Genomic DNA, 17315 nt, shown 5'->3' with positions numbered 1-17315 from the left:
CCAGTGGCTTCCATCGCATTCGTCATTATGGCTTGCTCGCCAATTGCGGCCGCCGTGAACAGCTTGCGCAGGTACGTAAACTACTGCAGGTTATGCCGACCGACAGTGAACTCAACGGTGGGGATACCGATGCGGTAGGACAATCGGCCCAGCCGACTTTCACCTGTCCCGACTGCGGTGCGGCCATGATCATCGTCGAAATCTTAGCGCGCAAACAGCCGATTCGAGCGCCACCTTGGCAACGAGGTACGGCATGAAAACAAGTGCCTGCCAAACGCCAAATCACCTGCCACTGGTTTATCGGCGGTTAGAGCCGATACGGGAAGGCTTGGCCTGGTGGCGTAAAATCCCTATTTTTTGCTCGCCACCGCCACGAAAAATCAGGCGCATAGACTGTGAGATGGACCTACTGGGCTATATCGGGCCTCGGCTGACCAACATGAGAGCCAGGTTAACCCGTACAGCCACCTGTTAAATCTCCATAGTCCATCCCCTGTTCTAGTCCACTGCTGCGTAGCCCGCGGTTTCCTCCCTCGAGGCTTGTCCGACGCCTGCCCACCCAGTTCTGTCGCGTCTTGCAGTCTTGCGCAGGAGGGCAGGCATCTGACAACCCTTAACACTTGAAGCCATTCGCTGTCAGTACCTGTGTAATATTGCCAGATCAAATCTGAATATTTAAAACTGGTTACTGTATTTATATCAATGAGAAATTTGATAGCGTAATGCTTAATCATTAGTCCTTAATGCCGTATTGATTTGGCGCTGCATTCACTTGCAAAACACAGGGTCAGGTCTTGCAATCACGCATCCGGTCTGATCTTACTGTTTATGCCTGACATCAAAAAAATGCCTTCAATACCAGCGATATAACGCCAGCCAATAATACGCCGAGCATCCATCTGTTTAGCTTTAATTCACCATCAATGCGCTCAAACCGAACATTCATGTCGGCCTTAATTTCATTTTTGGCTTCTGTTAGGTCATGCTTAGTGATAAGCCCATCCTGAGCTTCGGCAATCACACGCACAACCGCCTCGGCTTGCGCTTGTGGAATTCCGGCAGTTTTAAGCTTGTCTACCAGCTCAAGCGTGTCAAAGGTAATAGTGGTCATACTCAGTCTCCCCTGTTATTTTTGGACAGTTTAGCAGATATTTGACTTTCGCTGTTTTGTTAGGATCAACTTGGGGGGATTTCCCCATGACCACGATAATCTTTGACAAAAAGCAGGTTGGGGTGATGCTGTTCCAACCCAACATTTGCCTTATCCAAATAAAATATTTGTAGATTCTACTCGAAGATCACGGCCAACCGTGCCAATACTTCATCCATAATGGATTCCGGCACACTTTCCAGCTTCTTGGCGTGACGAGCGCTTAGGTCGATAGCTCGCGGCTGATCGCAGCGGATAACTCCCGTCGTATTCGTGCCCGCCCCCATCAACGTCACCGCAAAGCCGCTGGTACGGGCATGATTTCCGCCCCCAGTAATAGGCAGAACTACCGGCGTATGGGTTACACGATTGAAAGCAATGGGCGAAACAACCAAAACCGGGCGGAGTTCTTGCTGCTCGCGTCCTGAAGTCGGATCGAGTGAAACCAAATATATGTCGCCCCGCTCCATTTACAGTAGCTCGTTACCGACCGGGCCGGAATCTAACCAGGCATGATCTTCATCGCTCATCGGTGCGGAAGCGTCGCACTGCGCCAACAACTCGTTAAGGGTGTAGCGCGGCCGCAATTGAGGTTCGACCACCAACCTGCCATGATCAATCTCAATACCGACCGTAGTACCGGCCCCTATATGCAACATATCGAGAAATGCAGGTGGAACGGCCATCATAATTGAGCCGCCGACTTTGCGAAGACGTGTTGTGTACATGACTATGCCCCCTAGTAGTTATACATAAATATAATGTGACTGTAGCATCTGATACTTTGCTTAGCAACAAGTAGTTTAGCTAGTCGGCTGGGTTGAATACAATGAAACCCAGCCGACTAGCTAAAGGCATAGACATTAACACAACACGTCATCCCGGCAGGGATTGCCGGGATCCAGAAGCCGAAGCCATGGATGGCAATATTAAATCAGCCCACAAGTCTTCAACAAGGAATACATTATTATCTGATGTTACGCAGTTAGTCGAATTTCGACCGCTTTAACATTAAAAGGAGTCGCTAGCGCGACACTTGATTAAATCGGGTTGTCGCACCCGAAGGCGAGTTACTTTCTTTTGCTTCGCCTCGGCAACTGCTCCTGCGTTGCTCTACCTCCTGCATCCATGCAGTCGAAAAGAAAGTAACCAAAGAACAGGCGACCCGGTTGCCACTTACTTCCTTCGCTCTTCACTTTTATCGAGGGTCAGCAGAAGGGGCTCCTGCCCCTCTGCTGACGCGCGGCATCCCTGCCGCGCCCCTAACGGGCTGTTCTCGATAAAAGCTCCGGTGCTCGGCGCGGCAAACGGGAGAAATACCATCCGTGCGTAACATCAGTTATTATTCAATTAACGTTTTTTAACCGTATAAGACTGATTCTTCATACGGACTATCACATCCCTGTGCTCTGGATCCCGGCAATCCCTGCCGGGATGACGGTGTACCGCGGACATTTGTGTATAACGATGAACTTCCGTATAGGGACGAAGATAAACAAGTCCGTTTAAATCCGAGTATTCCGCGTCCTATTTTTCCAGCTGCCAAATAGTCATTCACTTAAGTCGCGCCCTTATCCAACGCTTTCAAATGCTTTAATTTTTCCTTGATCTTGATTTCCAGACCCCGGTCTACCGGCTGGTAATATTGCCTGCCAGCCAGCTCATCGGGAAAATAATTTTCCCCGGCGGCATAGGCTTCCGGCTCGTTGTGGGCATAGCGGTATTCCTTGCCGTAATCCAGCGATTTCATCAGTTTGGTCGGCGCATTTCTTAAATGCACCGGCACGCCCAGGCTGCCGCTTTGTCTGGCATCGGCCATAGCCGCGTTGTAAGCCATGTAAACTGCATTGCTTTTCGGCGCACAGGCCAAATAAACGACGGCTTGCGCCAATGCCAACTCGCCTTCCGGGCTGCCTAGGCGCTCCTGGGCTTCCCAGGCGTTGATGCAAATCTGCAAGGCTCTCGGATCGGCATTGCCTATGTCCTCGGATGCCATCCTGACGACGCGCCGGGCCAGATAGGACAAATCGCAGCCGCCATCCATCATCCGGCACAACCAATACAACGAAGCATCGGGCGAACTGCCGCGCACCGATTTATGCAGCGCGGAAATCTGGTTATAAAATTCTTCGCCTTGATTATCGAAACGACGTACGCCGCCGGACAGCACTTCTTTGGCAATGGCTTCGTTAACCGCCTGTCCGCCCTTGGCGGCAGCAAGCTCTACGGCAATTTCCAGCAGGTTGAGCAATCTGCGGGCATCGCCGTCAGCCGCTTGGGCGAACTGCTGTTTGATGTCATCGGCCATTTCGATAGCCAAGCCGCCCAAACCACGCACCTTATCGGTTAACGCTTTATCTATCACTGCCAACAAATCGTCAGCCGTTAATGCGTTGAGCACATAAACCCGCGCCCTCGACAATAACGCATTGTTCAGCGCGAAAGACGGATTTTCGGTGGTCGCGCCGACAAAATAAACCGTGCCGTCTTCCACATGCGGCAGAAAGGCATCCTGCTGCGACTTATTGAAGCGATGCACCTCATCGACGAACAAGATGGTGCGCCGATGCTGTTCCAACTGGATTTTTTTGGCTTCGGCAACCGCCGCCCTTATTTCCTTAACGCCGGACAGCACCGCCGAAATCGGCATGAACTCGGCATCGGAATGTTGGGCGATGAGCCGGGCCAGCGTGGTTTTTCCGGTGCCCGGCGGCCCCCAGAAAATCATCGAGTGCAAGCGTCCCGAGGCGATGGCTTCATAGAGCGGCTTGCCGGGTTTCAGGATATGTTGTTGGCCGACATAATCGGCTAGCTCTGTTGGCCGCATCCGGTCGGCCAAGGGCTTGGTTAAATCATCGAAAAGCATAAGGGCAGGCCAAAGGCAAAAGACGAAAGGCTAACGGTACATACAGCTTGCGCCTTTTGCCCTTTGTCGATCCTCAATCAGAAAAAACATCGACACCTTTCGGTGCTTTAAATTCGAACAAGGTCTGCTTTAACGGCGGGTTCAAAATGACATTGGAAAAATAAATGCGCGTCAGCTGGCCGAAATTATCGCTCAACTCCATGCCGCCCAGCGAATCGTTATTTAAACCGATCAGGACATATTTAAAACTGCTTTCCTGGTTTTTAGGCAATAGCTTTATCCACATTAAATTACCGTCGACGCCCTGCTGTTCCATGGTGAAATTCTCATCCAGCGATATTTCCCCGCTTAACAGCAAGGCCGGTGTTGAACCCACGGATTCGTCGAGCTTTTTGACGGTCACCTGCTCCAAATCGGTATCATAAAACCAGACTTTCCCCGACGTAGAGACAATCTGTTGTTGGAAGGGTTTTAAGTAATCCCAACGGAACTTCCCCGGCCGTTGCAGATAAAAAATACCATAACTGGTTTGAGTGGGATTGCCCGCTTCATTAATCAATACCTGTTTAAAATCAGCAGTGAGTGATTTTGTGTTCTTTAAAAACGCTCTCAGTTGCTTAACGGGTTTGTCTTCTGCATAGCCGGAAATATTAAAAAGCAACATTGCCACCAATCCTGCGAAAATTGTAATTTTTTTCATAAATACCCTTTTAATTATTCGGTAACAATTCATTAACCAACGTTTCAAATTGATTAACGGGTGAATCGACGCACGGTGAAGACTCTTCCGGCGCAGAGCCGGCAACAAAGGGATACTGCTTCGCGCCGGAGCAATTTTCATTCGCCGCCAAGCCGTTAGCCGGATCGACCCAGGCCATCTTAATGTTGTCCGGCTGAATCAGGGTCACCGGTTGGGTTGAAATCTGTTTCATTAACGAAGTCCAGACCTGCAAAGCGCCTGTTGCCCCCGTCAATCCGGCCGGTTTGTTATCGTCCCGGCCAATCCAGACCACGGATAAATAATCCCCCGTGTATCCGGCAAACCAGCTGTCTTTTGCATCATTGGTGGTGCCGGTTTTACCGACCAAGCCATAGTCTTGCGGAAAAGATGAATACGCCGAGCGTCCTGTACCTTCATGCATGACTTCCTGCAAAATGGTATTGACGATATACGTTACCGACGGATCAAGCACCTGTCTCACTGTAAATGGATAACTTTGTAAGCGTGTGCCGTCGGCTGCAACCACTGCCCTGATACCCTTTAACGGCGTTGAAAATCCGTCGCCGGCCAGCGTTTGGTACATCTGGGTTACTTCCATCGGTGTTAATTGCGCAGCCCCGAGCAGGAACGACGGGAACAGGTCAACCGGCCGGGTAATGCCCATGCTTCTTAATGTTTTAGCGATTCTGGCTACTCCAATATCCATCCCTATCCGAACGGTAGCCAGATTGTAAGAATGCGCTAATGCCGTATGGAAGCCTATCGTGCCGTGTTCTTGATGATCATAGTTTTTAGGACTCCAGTCGTTGCCGCCCGCCCCCTTAACCAAAATGGCGGTATCGCTGACCGGCGTGGTAATGGTGTACTTGTCGGGATATTCCAGCGCCGTCAAATACACGACCGGTTTTATTAATGAGCCGATCGGCCTGACCGCATCCAGTGCGCGATTAAATCCCGCACTGGATACTTCACGACCGCTCATCAGCGCAGCTATTTCGCCGCTGTCTCTGCGCGTCACTACGGCTGCGGCTTCAAGGTCATTCGCTTTAGGCAGTTTCTCCAGCTGATCCAGTTTTTTAGACAGCGTATCCTCCAGCGCATCCTGAACCCGCGTATCCAGCGTGGTGAAAATCCTCAGCCCCTGGGACGTTAAATCTTCCTCTTTGTATTCCTGTTTTAATTGCCGTTTGACCAGATCAAGGAAGCCGGGATAACGGTTGGTTGACCGGTGGGTGTTGGCAATCACATTTAAAGGCTTGGCTGTTGCCGCAGCCGCCTGCTCTTTAGTGATATAGCTTTCCGCTTCCATCTCTTCCAGCACCAGATTGCGCCGTTGCAGGGAGCGATCGGCATAACGCCTTGGGTCGTACTCGGATGGCCCGCGAACCAACGCAATCAACGAAGCTATATGCTCCAAAGGCAGGTCCTTTAAAGAACTGCCGAAATAAAACTCACTGGCCAAACCAAAGCCATGCACGGCGCTGGCACCATCCTGTCCCAGATAGATTTCATTCAAATACGCTTCCAGAATCTCGTCTTTGCTGTAGCGATATTCCAAAATCAGCGCCATCAAGGCTTCTTTCACTTTACGCGTCAAACTGCGTTCCGAGGTCAGGTAAAAGTTTTTAACCAGCTGCTGAGTGATAGTACTGCCGCCTTGCACCATGTGGCCGGCGAGCACATTCATCCACATTGCCCTGGCGATACCCTTAAATGAAATACCGATATGCTGATAAAAATCCCGGTCTTCCGAAGCCAGCAAGCCCTTAATAAGCATATCCGGCGCTTCCTCCAGTTTAATTAAAATCCGGTCTTCTTTTATGGTGGGATATAAGCTGCCGATTTGCACGGGATCCAGGCGAACAATGGCAAGGTCTTTGGTTTTCGCTGCATCAACGATGTTAGCAATGCCTGACGCAGTAAAATTCACCCGTATAACGCTGCTGGGTTGGGCTTGATCCCAGAAAGTAAACTCCCTGGTTTTTACGCTGACTTGCGAACCGTTTTTAAAATAGGTCCCTTCCGAAGACAAATGAACATCCAGCCGATAATGCAGGGTTTGCAATAACTCTTCAAACTTCGCGGCAGTCAGGTTATAGCCTGCGTAGAGCTCTACCGGACTGGCATAAACCCGTGCGGGAATAGCCCAGCGTTTGCCTTCAAATTGAGTACGAACGTTGTAATCCAGGTAACCCAGATAACTCACCAATATAAACGCAAATCCGACCGTAGAAATCAGTACTGAATTTCTAAACCAATGAGAAGTTGATTTAGTTGCCTTTTTTTTATTGTCGTATCTACCGGACCCGCGTTTTTTTGTTTTTTCTGCCATAACCTCTTACAACATTATCTTGATTAACGATCGCTATTATACATAAATTAGAATGGCCTGAATCAGCAACCATCTTATACAGTCAGCACAATTTTTCCGGTGCTATGCCCTGTTTCTATCAGCTCATGAGCCTTGGCGGCCTCTGCCAACGGTAACTGCTTGCTGATATGGGTTTTTAAAAGCCCTCTATCAACCCATTGTGCGCATTGCTTTAGAATTTCAACGTGCTTGTCCCTTGCCTCAGGTAAATCTCTTAGCATCGGTGTTAACATCAACTCGAAACCAATCAATAAATTACGCATTCGAGCTTCCGCCAGACTCAACTCACCCGGATCGAGCAAGGTCACCAGACGACCGAAGTGCGCTGTCGCCGGGATGCTTGCTTTAAACACCTCGGCACCCACGGTATCGAAAACCAGATCGGCGCCTTTGCCGCCGGTCAGTTCGTTGACCGCATCGGCAAGACCGTCTTGCGTATAAAGAATCACTTCATCAGCGCCCATCGCCTTGACAAATTCCGCTTTTTGCTCGGAACGCACCGTAGCAATCACTCGGGCTCCTTTTAATTTTGCCAATTGTATCGCCACATGCCCTACACCTCCGGCTCCGGCATGAATCAGCACGGTTTGCCCGGCTTGCAATCCGCCTCTATCAAACAGGCCACCCCATGCGGTAATCAACACCAGCGGCAGTGCGGCGGCCTCGGCAAACGAACAAGTCTGCGGCATCAAACTGACCCAGCGCTGATCAAGCACCGTGTATTCGGCGTAATTACCCTGTTCACGACCTAACCCGCCATGACAAAACCAGACTTTATCGCCCGGTTTAAACTGGCTGACTGCACTGCCTGTTTCGATGACCTCTCCCGCTCCGTCACAACCCAATACCACGGGCAACGGATGATCATAAAGCAAGCCGCTGTGCCTGATTTTGGTATCGACAGGGTTGACGCCTGCGGCTTTCAGCCTGACTTTAACTTGCGTTGCTGTAGAAATTTCCGGCTCGTCAATGTCGTGTAATTCCAGAACGTCGGGGTTACCGATGGCCGTCATCATTATTGCTTTCATGTTTTTAGCCTTTTTTGTAAATAAAAATGTACCGTTTTATACCTTAATGAGTGCTGAACCACTAAAGCCCCTACCCTGATTCTTAATCAGCCAGCCATTGCCGGCGATAATCCTGATAATCGTAGTGTTTCATTTTTTTCACCCGCAGGGAGTTGCTCAGGTAAATATCCGGCAGGTTGTAGCCATTAAACCGATTCGCTTTAATCAGGGTGTAAGCGCCGACATTTTTAAAAACCACTTTATCCCCTACTTCCAAGGGTTCTTTAAAACGATATTGTCCGAATACATCACCTGCCAGGCAGGTACAACCCGCCAGGATAGCGGCATATTGTCCGTCGGGATCATGTTCATGTAATTCAGGTTGACGCTGATATTCAAACACTTCGGGATTATGGTTGATCGAGGTATCCAGTATGACTATGGTTTCACCGTCACTGACAAAACGATCAAGCACCGTCGCCACTAAATGCCCGGCTCGTCCTACGATTGCTTTGCCCGGTTCAATATAAACCTCAACGCCAAAATCATGTTTCAGCTTATTGACCAGCTCAACAAACGGGCGATGATCTTCAATTTGACCGAACAAATAGCCACCACCGATATTCAACCATTCAAGTTGAGCTAATCCTGCCCCCAAATGCTGCTGAAGCTTTTCTATAGTTTTAATTAACGGGGTGAAATCGGTTGCGGAAAACACGTTATGAACATGCAACCCCTCAATTTGATCCAGGCAAATCGAGTGACTCAACTCATCAATAGCCACGCCCAGCTTTGAATGTTGCCGACAGGGGTCGAATCGCTCGTCATGCAGAAAGGACAACTTTGGGTTAACTCTTAAGCCGATTGAAGACTGCGCTCCAGCTGTCTCGGAATACCGCTGATGCTGGGTCAGGGAATTAAAACTGATATGCGAACACAGCAAACTTAACTCATCAAGCTCATCTTGCCTTATACCGGGCGTAGTCAAGTGAATACTGCTCTGTCCTGCCAAAACCTCATCGGCCAGCCGCGCTTCAAATAAGGAGCTGACTGAAAAGCCGTCAACAAAAGGTTTCGCCATGTCCATGACGGCTGAAAAAGGCAATGATTTTATGGAATATAAAATCTTGCAACCACATTGCGTCCTCAGCTCGGCTAATATTTCCAAAGCCTTGGTAACTTCTATTTCATCCAAAACAAAAGCCGGAGAGGAATAAACACTGTCTTTTAACACTTGAAAATCCATCAGTTAGAAAACTGCCGTCCTTTACCGGCATAAAGCGTTTTTTCCGTCATTACAATATCCATAGCCACATCATGAGCATCCATAGCGACTTGCTCAACCAACTGGGACTCAAAACAAACGCCGATCAATTCGGCATCGGCTCTGACACTCTTTAACAAACGATCATAATAACCCGCGCCGTTACCCAAGCGCCCGCCATTTCGATCGAAAGCCACGCCCGGCACCATCACGCAATCGAGCTGTTCCGGGGCGACTTCTTTTCCCAACTCGCCCCATCGTTGTTTGGGCGGCTCTAAAATCCCCCACATTCCCGACACCAGTTCTGCAAAATCCTCCAGCCACCATAAGCCCAGTTTATTATGTCCTTGCTCATCTTTAGTGCAGTAAGGGATGACCATACGCTTACCGGCGTCCAATTCGCCTAACAATGCCGATTGAGTTCTGACTTCCGAGCGGCAATGGATATACCACATTACCGTTTTGGCCTGTTGATAAATCGGGTGCGCTACAAATTGCGCGCAAATGATCCGGCTCATGACATCCTTATCTATTTGCTCATTGCGAACATCGTAAGCCTTCCGCCGTTGCCGGCTTTTTAGATCATTCATATGCGTTCAGCCTTTAACCAAAATAATATGCATTGCAACCTCGAAAACATAAAATCATTTCAATAATACACAGGTTCAACACCGGTTTAAAACTCAAATGCGCAAGGGCATTTTTATTCTGCTGTGTTTTCTTTTATACTTACCGGATAAATACATAAAGGAGATACCATGGAAAAGCCATTAATTTTACACATGCTAACCACCGCTAAAAACCTCAGTCCATTTGATGTCAATATGGCATTGGATGCAGGTTGGGTTTCCGCATTGCCTTATATCAATGTCGAACCTAGTGAAGTTCAAGGCTTGGTACAGGATGCCATCTTTTCGCGCAGCCCTAAAAACTTAAAACGCACCGGGATATTCATAGGCGGGCGTGATACGAAACAGGCAATGGATATGTTGAATACGGCCAAACGTTCAATGTTCGCTCCTTTTGAAGTTTCCGTATTTGCTGATCCAAGCGGGGCATTTACCACGGCAGCAGGCATGGTAGCAGCCGCTGAACATGAATTAATAACCAAATTCGACACGACTCTGGAAGGAAAAAATATTCTGGTACTGGGTGGAACCGGACCTGTTGGTCAAGTGGCCGCAGTCATTTCCGCACAAAGCGGTGCGCACGTAAAGCTTATCGGTCGTCAATTGGACAAAGCTCAAGCCATTGCCGACATGTGCAACAATGAATTCGGCGACGGCAAAACTAATATTGAAGCCGGCGCAGATGCGGACAAAGCAGAATACATTAAAACAGCGGATGTTGTTTTTGCAACCGGCGCTGCAGGCATTGAACTATTAAGTGCAGAACTTGTCGCATCGGCTCCACAACTTAAAGTTGCTGCCGATGTAAATGCCGTACCGCCGGCAGGTATCGCAGGTGTTGACGCCTTCCATAATGGCACCCCCATTCAAGGCTCAAACAGCGGCGCGGTCGGCTTGGGGGCGATGGCAATTGGCAACATTAAATACCAGACTCAAGTCCTCTTGTTGAAAAAAATGATCAATAGCGACAAACCTGTGTATCTGCATTTTGAGCATGCATTTGAAACTGCAAGAGAATATATTAAATCAAGCTCTTGAGTCTAAACTTTCGGATTAACCTGCATAATAAAAAGGAACTCTAATGGCAAAACGCAGCATTCTTCATATGCTTGACCCCATGCCCAACAATAGCCCATTCGACATTAACATGGCACTGGATGCAGGGTTTGACGTGCTTATCCCATATAACAATGTCAAGTTGGATAGCGTTTATGGACTTACTCAAGATGCCACCTTCTCCCGCAGTCCATCAGGCGTTAAGCGCACCGGAATTTTTATTGGCGGCCGCGATTTAGGGTTAGCCATGGACATGCTGAACACAAGTAAACAAGCCATGGTTTCGCCTTTTGAAATCTCGGTTTTTGCTGATCCCAGCGGTGCTTTTACCACGGCTGCGGCATTAGTTACTTGTGCCGAAAAAGAACTGAAAGCAAAACACCGCAAAGAACTGAAAGATTGCTCAGTTGTTATTTTTGGCGGAACAGGTCCCGTAGGTGTTGCTACAGGCATTATTGCTTCATTAGCCGGCGCCGATGTGACATTAACCGACCATTTATCAGTTGATACAGCCCTGGATGTTTCTAAAGCATACAATCGTCGTTTTAATTGCACGCTTAAAGGAGCTTTGGCCAATTCTGAAGCCGATAAAGCCCGACTGGTGGCCACTGCTGATATTATTTTCTGCACAGCCAAAGCGGGCATTCAGGTTTTAAGTGCAAATGTATTAAAAGAGGCGACACAGCTGAAAGTGGCCGGCGATGTTAATGCGGTTCCGCCTTTTGGTATAGAGGGCGTCAAAAACAATGATTGTGGCGCGCCACTCATTCATGCGACGAATGCGCAAGGTGCAGTAGGTATTGGCGCTTTAGCTATCGGGAATGTTAAGTTTCAACTACAACATGAATTATTAGAAGCAATGTTGGGGCCTGAACAGCCTCTGTTTATTGACTTTAGATTTGCATTTAACAAAGCCCGGGAAATGCAGTTCGGCCCTAGCGAAAACTAACATAACAAGCCGCTGGGAAACCAAGCTTTATTCAAAACTCAGGTTTCCGCAATTTAACGTGGAAATCTGAACTACTCGTTCCTCGTTAAATCAAAGCATTATCGATATAACCGAATTTAATCGCCAGGCGAATTAATTCAACATCATTTTTTACATGCAGCTTGCTGTAAAGACGATAACGGTAAGTATTTACTGTCTTGTCACTCAAGACCAACATTTCCGACATTTCTTTGATGGTTTTTCCCTGAAGAATTAAAGTAACGACTTCCGCTTCTCTCTGGGAAAGTAGAGCGAATGGGGATTCATTACTTCCAGGCAAGCCCTGAAAAGCCAGATTGTTAGCCACTTCAGAACACAGGTAACGCTTACCCTCCATGACCTTCCTAATTGCAAGAATCATCTCATCTACCGGCGATCCCTTGGAAATAAAACCTAATACGCCAAGCTTGAGCAATTGATGAGGAATAGGGCCGTCATTATGAACAGATAACGCAATGATCTTTACTTCAGCATCCTGCTGCAGGATTCTACGACAGGCTTCTACGCCACCTATCCCAGGCATGTTAACATCCATCAATACAACATCCGGCGACAGGGCGACAACGGTATCAACAGCCTCTTCACCCGATTTAGCCACACCGATAACCGAGATGTCCTCTGCATCATTCAATAATGATTCAATTCCGGTTCGAACAAGCTCATGATCATCAACAAGCAAAACACTAATCATCACTTTTTTCATCCCTTTATCGGTTAATTATAAAACAGCCGGTTACAAAAAAATTGTCACACTTCTACTTTGAAAGGCCACTAATATACATTATATATCCGTATTTATACATAAGTAGATTTACCTGCATTGATGTAATATGATTTTATTGCATAGCAAGCCATCAACATCCGCATAATCAACATGTTCCGATATTATTATAAAATGAAACCTAACAAATCATTAATAAAAACATTTCCAAAAAAAATCAATTATTCAACAGCCCTGGGTATTTTGCTAAGCATCATTCTATTCATTTTCATTATCCTATTTGCTGCAAACGATCCGCTTTCTTTTTTCAATTTAACAGGACTGGTGATCGTCATTGGCGGTACGATTGCCGCTATTTTTTTAAGTTACCCCTTAAGAGATATTAAACACAGCTTGAAATCGATCAAGCTTATTTTCTTTTATGAGAGCTTAAATCCCCAAAGGGAAGCTAACGAAATTATCGCAGTTTCTCAAATGTGGTTTAACAAGGACAAACTGGCGATAGAAAACACTATCGACAGCATTAACAACCCCTATTTAAAAACCGGCTTTCAGCTTGTTGTAGACCATACGCCGGTCGAAGATATTTTGTCGCTACTTAAATGGCGCATTGCCCGCTTGAGAGCCAAAGAAAAAGCCGAAGCCAGCATATTTTACAGCTTGGCCGCTTATTCTCCTGCATTCGGTATGCTCGGCACCCTGATAGCCATGATAAACATGCTGCAAATCATTGAGCTAAAAGATATAGCCGGTATAAGTTACAGCATGGGCACTGCCTTGATTACAACTTTTTACGGCCTCATCATGGCCAATCTTATCTTTAACCCTATTGCCATAAAACTTGAAAGACGCACTGAACAGCGCATTATGATCATGAGCATGGTCATGGAGGGCATTACACTGATAGCAGATCGTCGCAGCCCGTCATTCGTGCGGGAAACACTCAAATCATTCATCATGCACTATGACAATGAATTAAAAGACTGAAGAGGTTCACCGACTTTATCAACCCAGCCCACATAAACCCTTAACAAACTGATCAAGTACTGCAAAATGAGTAAAGATCCATTTTTAAAATTACAGTCCTCCCTGTCTTTGGAGGATTTACTTGCCCAACCAAGCACTCGCAACTCACAAAACTGGCTATTAACCTATCTGGATGTGTTTGTACTCATCGTCATGCTGGTAATCACATTAATTACTGTAAGTGGCATAAACACGGAACGGCAACAAGCAGCCGCCAATAAACCGCAAGTAATTAAACCCAAGAAAGCGCCTGCTGCAATATGCCCTCCTGTTGCCACATCTACTACCATAAATACCCCATCCCCCGTTGTTGTAGAAAATGACCCTATAAAACCAATCATACTTACTGAACATAAAGTCGAAATCAATCCCGATAGCTCTAACGCCAAGACTGAACCTATAGAAAGCAACAGCATTGCTCATACCACCAATGCGCCGGAAATTAAAGTTGCGACCGAAACGGCAACAAATTCCATCGCTACTTCGACTAACAGCAAACAGGCCGCCGCCAACTTAACGGAAGAAACCGAATTACAACAACAATTAACAAAGGCAATTGATGAGTTCGGGCTTAATAAAGCCGTCAATATAAAAGTTAACCAAGGCTATGCGCAGCTCGAAATCCAGGACAAAGTATTGTTTAAGTCTTCAGAAGCAGATCTAACGGCTTCTGGCGGAGCGTTACTAAAACGTCTTATGCCCTTATTAAAACAATCGGTAGGCCTAATTCTGATTGAAGGACATACAGACAACATCCCCATCAAAACAGCCCAGTTTCCTTCTAACTGGGAACTGGGCGCTTCCAGAGCCACCAGCGTTTTACACTTTCTTGTCTTGCAACAACTAGACAGCAGCCGCTTGCGTGCCATCACTTACGCCGATACCATGCCCATTGCCGACAATTCAACACCGGAAGGAAAAGAAAAAAATCGGCGTGTTAATATTTTAATAAAATTCTCAGAACAATGAATTTAGTTATTTTCTTGAAAAATCGAATAGCCGTCTCCCCCGATTATTTAACAAGTCTGTGCCGGTGCTGTATCATAAAGACTCAGTAACCTTAACAAAACACGCCTGCTTTTTTGCCTTTTCCTGTCAAAAAAAGGCGGTATCTTTAATAAAAAATAACCGGGGGAATTAATGACTGTTGGTGTTGACGATTTTAAAAAGGCTATGCAACTATGGGCCAGCGGTGTCACCGTTGTTACGACATGCTCTGAAAAATTCGGTCTTCAGGGCATGACAGTAACCGCATTTTCAAGCGTTTCAATTAATCCACCCCAAGTATTGGTTTGTATTAATGAATCTGCTGATACCGGTATGGGAATTCAAGAAAGCCAGTGCTTCGCTGTCAACGTTTTAAGTTCAACTCAACAAGACGTTTCCAACCAATTTGCCGGTGGCAGCAGCCAAGAGCAACGGTTTGAAAACACACCTTGGACAAAGGGCATTACCGGCGCCCCCATTCTGGATAACAGCATCATGTCCCTGGAGTGCAAAGTCATAGAAAAAATTCACGCCAGTACGCACTGGATTATAATCGGTGAAGTACAAGACAGCGTTTGCCGCTCGGGAAAGCCGCTTTTATATTACCAAGGCGCTTATCAACAACTTATGATTCAGCCATGATTAAGGTAAATTGACGCTTCTTATCTTGGAACAAACCAGCATAAGTTTTGCAATAAACTCTCTTATTCAAAGTTTTTTTGATATCGCCATTTTGGCTATTATGGAATTATCTTTGAACCTAGTTAAAATATTTTGCTCTGCTCACATCTTTAATGCTATTATCTGCCACAGTTAGAGTTTGAGCCGGCTTTATTATGAAGCTGGGATTTGTAACGCCGACAAAAATTGGCGAATTTTTTAAGTAAGAGTGTGATATGTCAGAGCAAGTTGTAGGTACCGTTAAGTGGTTCAATGATGAAAAAGGTTTTGGATTTATTGAACAAGAAGGTGGAAAAGATGTTTTTGTTCACCATAGTGCAATTAACGGCGCCGGTCGCAAGACCTTAAGGGAAGGCCAAAAAGTTACTATGGAAGTAACACAAGGCCAAAAAGGTCCGCAAGCCGAGAATGTAACCCCAGCGTAACAAACTCATAAACTTGGCCCAAAAGTTAACTAACTTTTGGGCCAAGCTCGTATGCGGCCAGCCCAATGGTTTTAAAAAGTAAAAACCTAGTAAGACACGACTAAATTCGAGCAATTTATTGTATTTGAGTAAACGGTCCCAAGTTTCAGCATTATGCCTTAGCTGCATGTACCTGCTGAACTCCCCCAATGTAATTTATTTTGGTTAATCCCATTATTATCCATAGCTATTCAGCCACAATAGCTGGCTTAGCAATACCTTACGACATTTATATCGAAAAAACTCGTATTGTATTGACCATCAATGTACATTTTGATCTACGATCTTAACTGACTGGATTAAATTCTTGCGCAAATAGCCAAAGCTCCACCACCGCTTTTTTATAAACAGAAAAACCCCCACGCCCATCCCAGAACCATTCTATACACTCATTCTCGACAGCTGATCATTAACTGTCGCCAAGACTGTTGTTAACAAATCTTGTTGCCCGGTCTGTAAACTTGTCGCATCGGTTTCTCTGCGTAGCCAGGTAAACTGACGTTTGGCCAGTTGCCGCGTGGCAATAATGGCTTTTTCTGTCATTGTTTCAAGATCGTATTCACCTTGCAGATAGGACCAAGCCTGTCGATAACCGACCGCCCTGATCGACGGCATTTTTTCGGTTAAATCGCCGCGTTTATAAAGCGCCTCCACTTCATCAATAAATCCCTGTTCCAGCATTTGTTTAAACCGGCAGGCAATAAGATCATGCAGAATAGCTCGGTCTTGCGGGGCGATAACCAGTTTTATTTTTTGGTAGGGGATGACTTGCGCTTGGGCTGCTGTAAAAAAAGACGTTAATGGCTTGCCACTGATTTCGTAGACTTCCAGAGCGCGTTGCACACGTTGCGGGTCATTCGGATGAATTCTCGCCGCCGATTCGGGATCAATATCGGCTAGTCGACTGTGCAAAACTTCCTTGCCCAGTTGCTCCAAGTCCTGATCGAGCTTAGCCCGGATATCCGCGTCCGCTTCGGGCAGTACCGCAAGGCCGCTGTTCAGGACGTTAAAATACAGCATGGTGCCGCCAACCAGTATCGGTATTTTCCCGCGCCGGGTTATGTCATCCATTAAGGCCAACGCCTGTTTTCTAAACTGACCGGTAGAGAATGATTCAGCGGGGTCGAGTATATCTATCAAATGATGCGGGATGCCGCCTCTTTCTTCCTGCGTGGGCTTGGCAGTGCCTATGTCCATGCCTTTAAATACAAGCGCCGAGTCAACACTGATGATTTCGCCGTCAAGCGCTTGGGCAAACTGCACGGATAGAGCAGTTTTTCCTGAGGCAGTAGGCCCCATCAGGAAAATAGCGGGGGGATTGGGTTTATTTTGCATATTTTGGGATATTTTAATTTAAAGGCGACCGACCGGAAAATCGCACTTA

Annotated in this window: 17 protein-coding genes and 1 pseudogene; 7 read left to right on the top strand and 11 right to left on the bottom strand. The window is 46.8% G+C overall.

Features of this window, described 5'->3' with window-relative positions; translation table 11 throughout:
• Window positions 1-257: pseudogene (locus METTU_RS19545) on the top strand (IS91 family transposase); the annotation flags it as partial.
• A gap of 581 nt (window positions 258-838) precedes the next feature.
• Here METTU_RS19545 and METTU_RS19540 read toward each other — a convergent pair.
• The 9 genes from METTU_RS19540 to METTU_RS19500 all read right to left on the bottom strand — a co-directional run bounded on the left by METTU_RS19540 (window position 839) and on the right by METTU_RS19500 (window position 9969).
• On the bottom strand, window positions 839-1111 hold the full coding sequence (locus METTU_RS19540) for a CCDC90 family protein (RefSeq protein WP_006893715.1): 273 nt from the start codon (window positions 1109-1111) through the stop codon (window positions 839-841).
• Between the two features lie 176 nt (window positions 1112-1287).
• Window positions 1288-1620, bottom strand: coding sequence for a type II toxin-antitoxin system PemK/MazF family toxin (locus METTU_RS19535; RefSeq protein WP_006893713.1), 333 nt, complete (start codon window positions 1618-1620; stop codon window positions 1288-1290).
• Window positions 1621-1878 carry an AbrB/MazE/SpoVT family DNA-binding domain-containing protein gene (locus METTU_RS19530; protein ID WP_006893712.1) on the bottom strand — a complete coding sequence of 86 codons (258 nt, stop codon included), beginning with the start codon at window positions 1876-1878 and terminating at the stop codon, window positions 1621-1623.
• Window positions 1879-2708: 830 nt separating this feature from the next.
• Entirely contained in the window at window positions 2709-4016 is a 1308-nt protein-coding gene (locus METTU_RS19525) for a replication-associated recombination protein A (RefSeq protein ID WP_006893710.1), read from the bottom strand.
• A 73-nt stretch (window positions 4017-4089) separates the two neighbouring features.
• Window positions 4090-4716, bottom strand: a complete 627-nt coding sequence (lolA, locus tag METTU_RS19520) for an outer membrane lipoprotein periplasmic chaperone LolA (protein ID WP_040581078.1) — start codon at window positions 4714-4716, stop codon at window positions 4090-4092.
• Between the two features lie 10 nt (window positions 4717-4726).
• Complete coding sequence (mrcB, locus tag METTU_RS19515; RefSeq protein WP_006893705.1) at window positions 4727-7069, bottom strand: penicillin-binding protein 1B; 2343 nt, start codon at window positions 7067-7069, stop codon at window positions 4727-4729.
• A 74-nt stretch (window positions 7070-7143) separates the two neighbouring features.
• Window positions 7144-8136: a zinc-dependent alcohol dehydrogenase family protein gene (locus METTU_RS19510; RefSeq protein WP_006893704.1), complete on the bottom strand. Its 993-nt coding sequence runs from the start codon at window positions 8134-8136 to the stop codon at window positions 7144-7146.
• Between the two features lie 82 nt (window positions 8137-8218).
• Window positions 8219-9361, bottom strand: a complete 1143-nt coding sequence (locus METTU_RS19505) for a type III PLP-dependent enzyme domain-containing protein (protein ID WP_006893702.1) — start codon at window positions 9359-9361, stop codon at window positions 8219-8221.
• On the bottom strand, window positions 9361-9969 hold the full coding sequence (locus METTU_RS19500; protein WP_006893700.1) for a 5-formyltetrahydrofolate cyclo-ligase: 609 nt from the start codon (window positions 9967-9969) through the stop codon (window positions 9361-9363). Before METTU_RS19500 ends, METTU_RS19505 begins: the two co-directional genes overlap by 1 nt.
• Window positions 9970-10137: 168 nt before the next feature.
• On the opposite strand from METTU_RS19500, the gene METTU_RS19495 reads away from it, so the two are divergent.
• Entirely contained in the window at window positions 10138-11046 is a 909-nt protein-coding gene (locus METTU_RS19495) for an NADP-dependent methylenetetrahydromethanopterin/methylenetetrahydrofolate dehydrogenase (RefSeq protein WP_006893699.1), read from the top strand.
• Window positions 11047-11089: 43 nt separating this feature from the next.
• Window positions 11090-12013, top strand: coding sequence for an NAD(P)-dependent methylenetetrahydromethanopterin dehydrogenase (locus METTU_RS19490; RefSeq protein ID WP_006893698.1), 924 nt, complete (start codon window positions 11090-11092; stop codon window positions 12011-12013).
• A gap of 85 nt (window positions 12014-12098) precedes the next feature.
• On the opposite strand, the gene METTU_RS19485 is transcribed toward METTU_RS19490, so the two are convergent.
• Window positions 12099-12743 (bottom strand): response regulator, encoded by a 645-nt coding sequence (locus METTU_RS19485; protein ID WP_006893697.1) that lies wholly within the window; start codon window positions 12741-12743, stop codon window positions 12099-12101.
• 204 nt (window positions 12744-12947) lie between these two features.
• Between METTU_RS19485 and METTU_RS19480 the strand changes: the two genes are divergently transcribed.
• The 4 genes from METTU_RS19480 (at window position 12948) to METTU_RS19465 (ending at window position 15892) form a co-directional block, all read left to right on the top strand.
• Entirely contained in the window at window positions 12948-13760 is an 813-nt protein-coding gene (locus METTU_RS19480) for a motility protein A (RefSeq protein ID WP_050897823.1), read from the top strand.
• A gap of 66 nt (window positions 13761-13826) precedes the next feature.
• Window positions 13827-14768: an OmpA family protein gene (locus tag METTU_RS21960; RefSeq protein ID WP_006893695.1), complete on the top strand. Its 942-nt coding sequence runs from the start codon at window positions 13827-13829 to the stop codon at window positions 14766-14768.
• Between the two features lie 171 nt (window positions 14769-14939).
• Window positions 14940-15428, top strand: a complete 489-nt coding sequence (locus METTU_RS19470; RefSeq protein ID WP_006893694.1) for a flavin reductase family protein — start codon at window positions 14940-14942, stop codon at window positions 15426-15428.
• 254 nt (window positions 15429-15682) lie between these two features.
• A complete protein-coding gene (locus tag METTU_RS19465; RefSeq protein ID WP_006893693.1) occupies window positions 15683-15892 on the top strand; it encodes a cold-shock protein in 210 nt (69 codons plus the stop codon).
• Between the two features lie 420 nt (window positions 15893-16312).
• Here METTU_RS19465 and miaA read toward each other — a convergent pair whose 3' ends face one another.
• Entirely contained in the window at window positions 16313-17266 is a 954-nt protein-coding gene (gene miaA / locus METTU_RS19460; protein ID WP_006893691.1) for a tRNA (adenosine(37)-N6)-dimethylallyltransferase MiaA, read from the bottom strand.
• Window positions 17267-17315 lie beyond the last annotated feature (49 nt).

This window comes from Methylobacter tundripaludum SV96 (genome assembly GCF_000190755.2).
Classification (GTDB): Bacteria; Pseudomonadota; Gammaproteobacteria; order Methylococcales; family Methylomonadaceae; genus Methylobacter_A; species Methylobacter_A tundripaludum.
The sequence above is the reverse complement of the archived record's forward strand: the minus strand, read 5'-3'. Positions and strand labels throughout refer to the sequence as shown.

Coding starts and splice junctions, on each gene's coding strand:
- METTU_RS19540 (WP_006893715.1), bottom strand. CDS start 1,111: ATGACCACTATTACCTTTGACACGCTTGAGCTGGTAGACAAGCTTAAA.
- METTU_RS19535 (WP_006893713.1), bottom strand. CDS start 1,620: ATGGAGCGGGGCGACATATATTTGGTTTCACTCGATCCGACTTCAGGA.
- METTU_RS19530 (WP_006893712.1), bottom strand. CDS start 1,878: ATGTACACAACACGTCTTCGCAAAGTCGGCGGCTCAATTATGATGGCC.
- METTU_RS19525 (WP_006893710.1), bottom strand. CDS start 4,016: ATGCTTTTCGATGATTTAACCAAGCCCTTGGCCGACCGGATGCGGCCA.
- lolA (WP_040581078.1), bottom strand. CDS start 4,716: ATGAAAAAAATTACAATTTTCGCAGGATTGGTGGCAATGTTGCTTTTT.
- mrcB (WP_006893705.1), bottom strand. CDS start 7,069: ATGGCAGAAAAAACAAAAAAACGCGGGTCCGGTAGATACGACAATAAA.
- METTU_RS19510 (WP_006893704.1), bottom strand. CDS start 8,136: ATGAAAGCAATAATGATGACGGCCATCGGTAACCCCGACGTTCTGGAA.
- METTU_RS19505 (WP_006893702.1), bottom strand. CDS start 9,361: ATGGATTTTCAAGTGTTAAAAGACAGTGTTTATTCCTCTCCGGCTTTT.
- METTU_RS19500 (WP_006893700.1), bottom strand. CDS start 9,969: ATGAATGATCTAAAAAGCCGGCAACGGCGGAAGGCTTACGATGTTCGC.
- METTU_RS19495 (WP_006893699.1), top strand. CDS start 10,138: ATGGAAAAGCCATTAATTTTACACATGCTAACCACCGCTAAAAACCTC.
- METTU_RS19490 (WP_006893698.1), top strand. CDS start 11,090: ATGGCAAAACGCAGCATTCTTCATATGCTTGACCCCATGCCCAACAAT.
- METTU_RS19485 (WP_006893697.1), bottom strand. CDS start 12,743: ATGATTAGTGTTTTGCTTGTTGATGATCATGAGCTTGTTCGAACCGGA.
- METTU_RS19480 (WP_050897823.1), top strand. CDS start 12,948: ATGAAACCTAACAAATCATTAATAAAAACATTTCCAAAAAAAATCAAT.
- METTU_RS21960 (WP_006893695.1), top strand. CDS start 13,827: ATGAGTAAAGATCCATTTTTAAAATTACAGTCCTCCCTGTCTTTGGAG.
- METTU_RS19470 (WP_006893694.1), top strand. CDS start 14,940: ATGACTGTTGGTGTTGACGATTTTAAAAAGGCTATGCAACTATGGGCC.
- METTU_RS19465 (WP_006893693.1), top strand. CDS start 15,683: ATGTCAGAGCAAGTTGTAGGTACCGTTAAGTGGTTCAATGATGAAAAA.
- miaA (WP_006893691.1), bottom strand. CDS start 17,266: ATGCAAAATAAACCCAATCCCCCCGCTATTTTCCTGATGGGGCCTACT.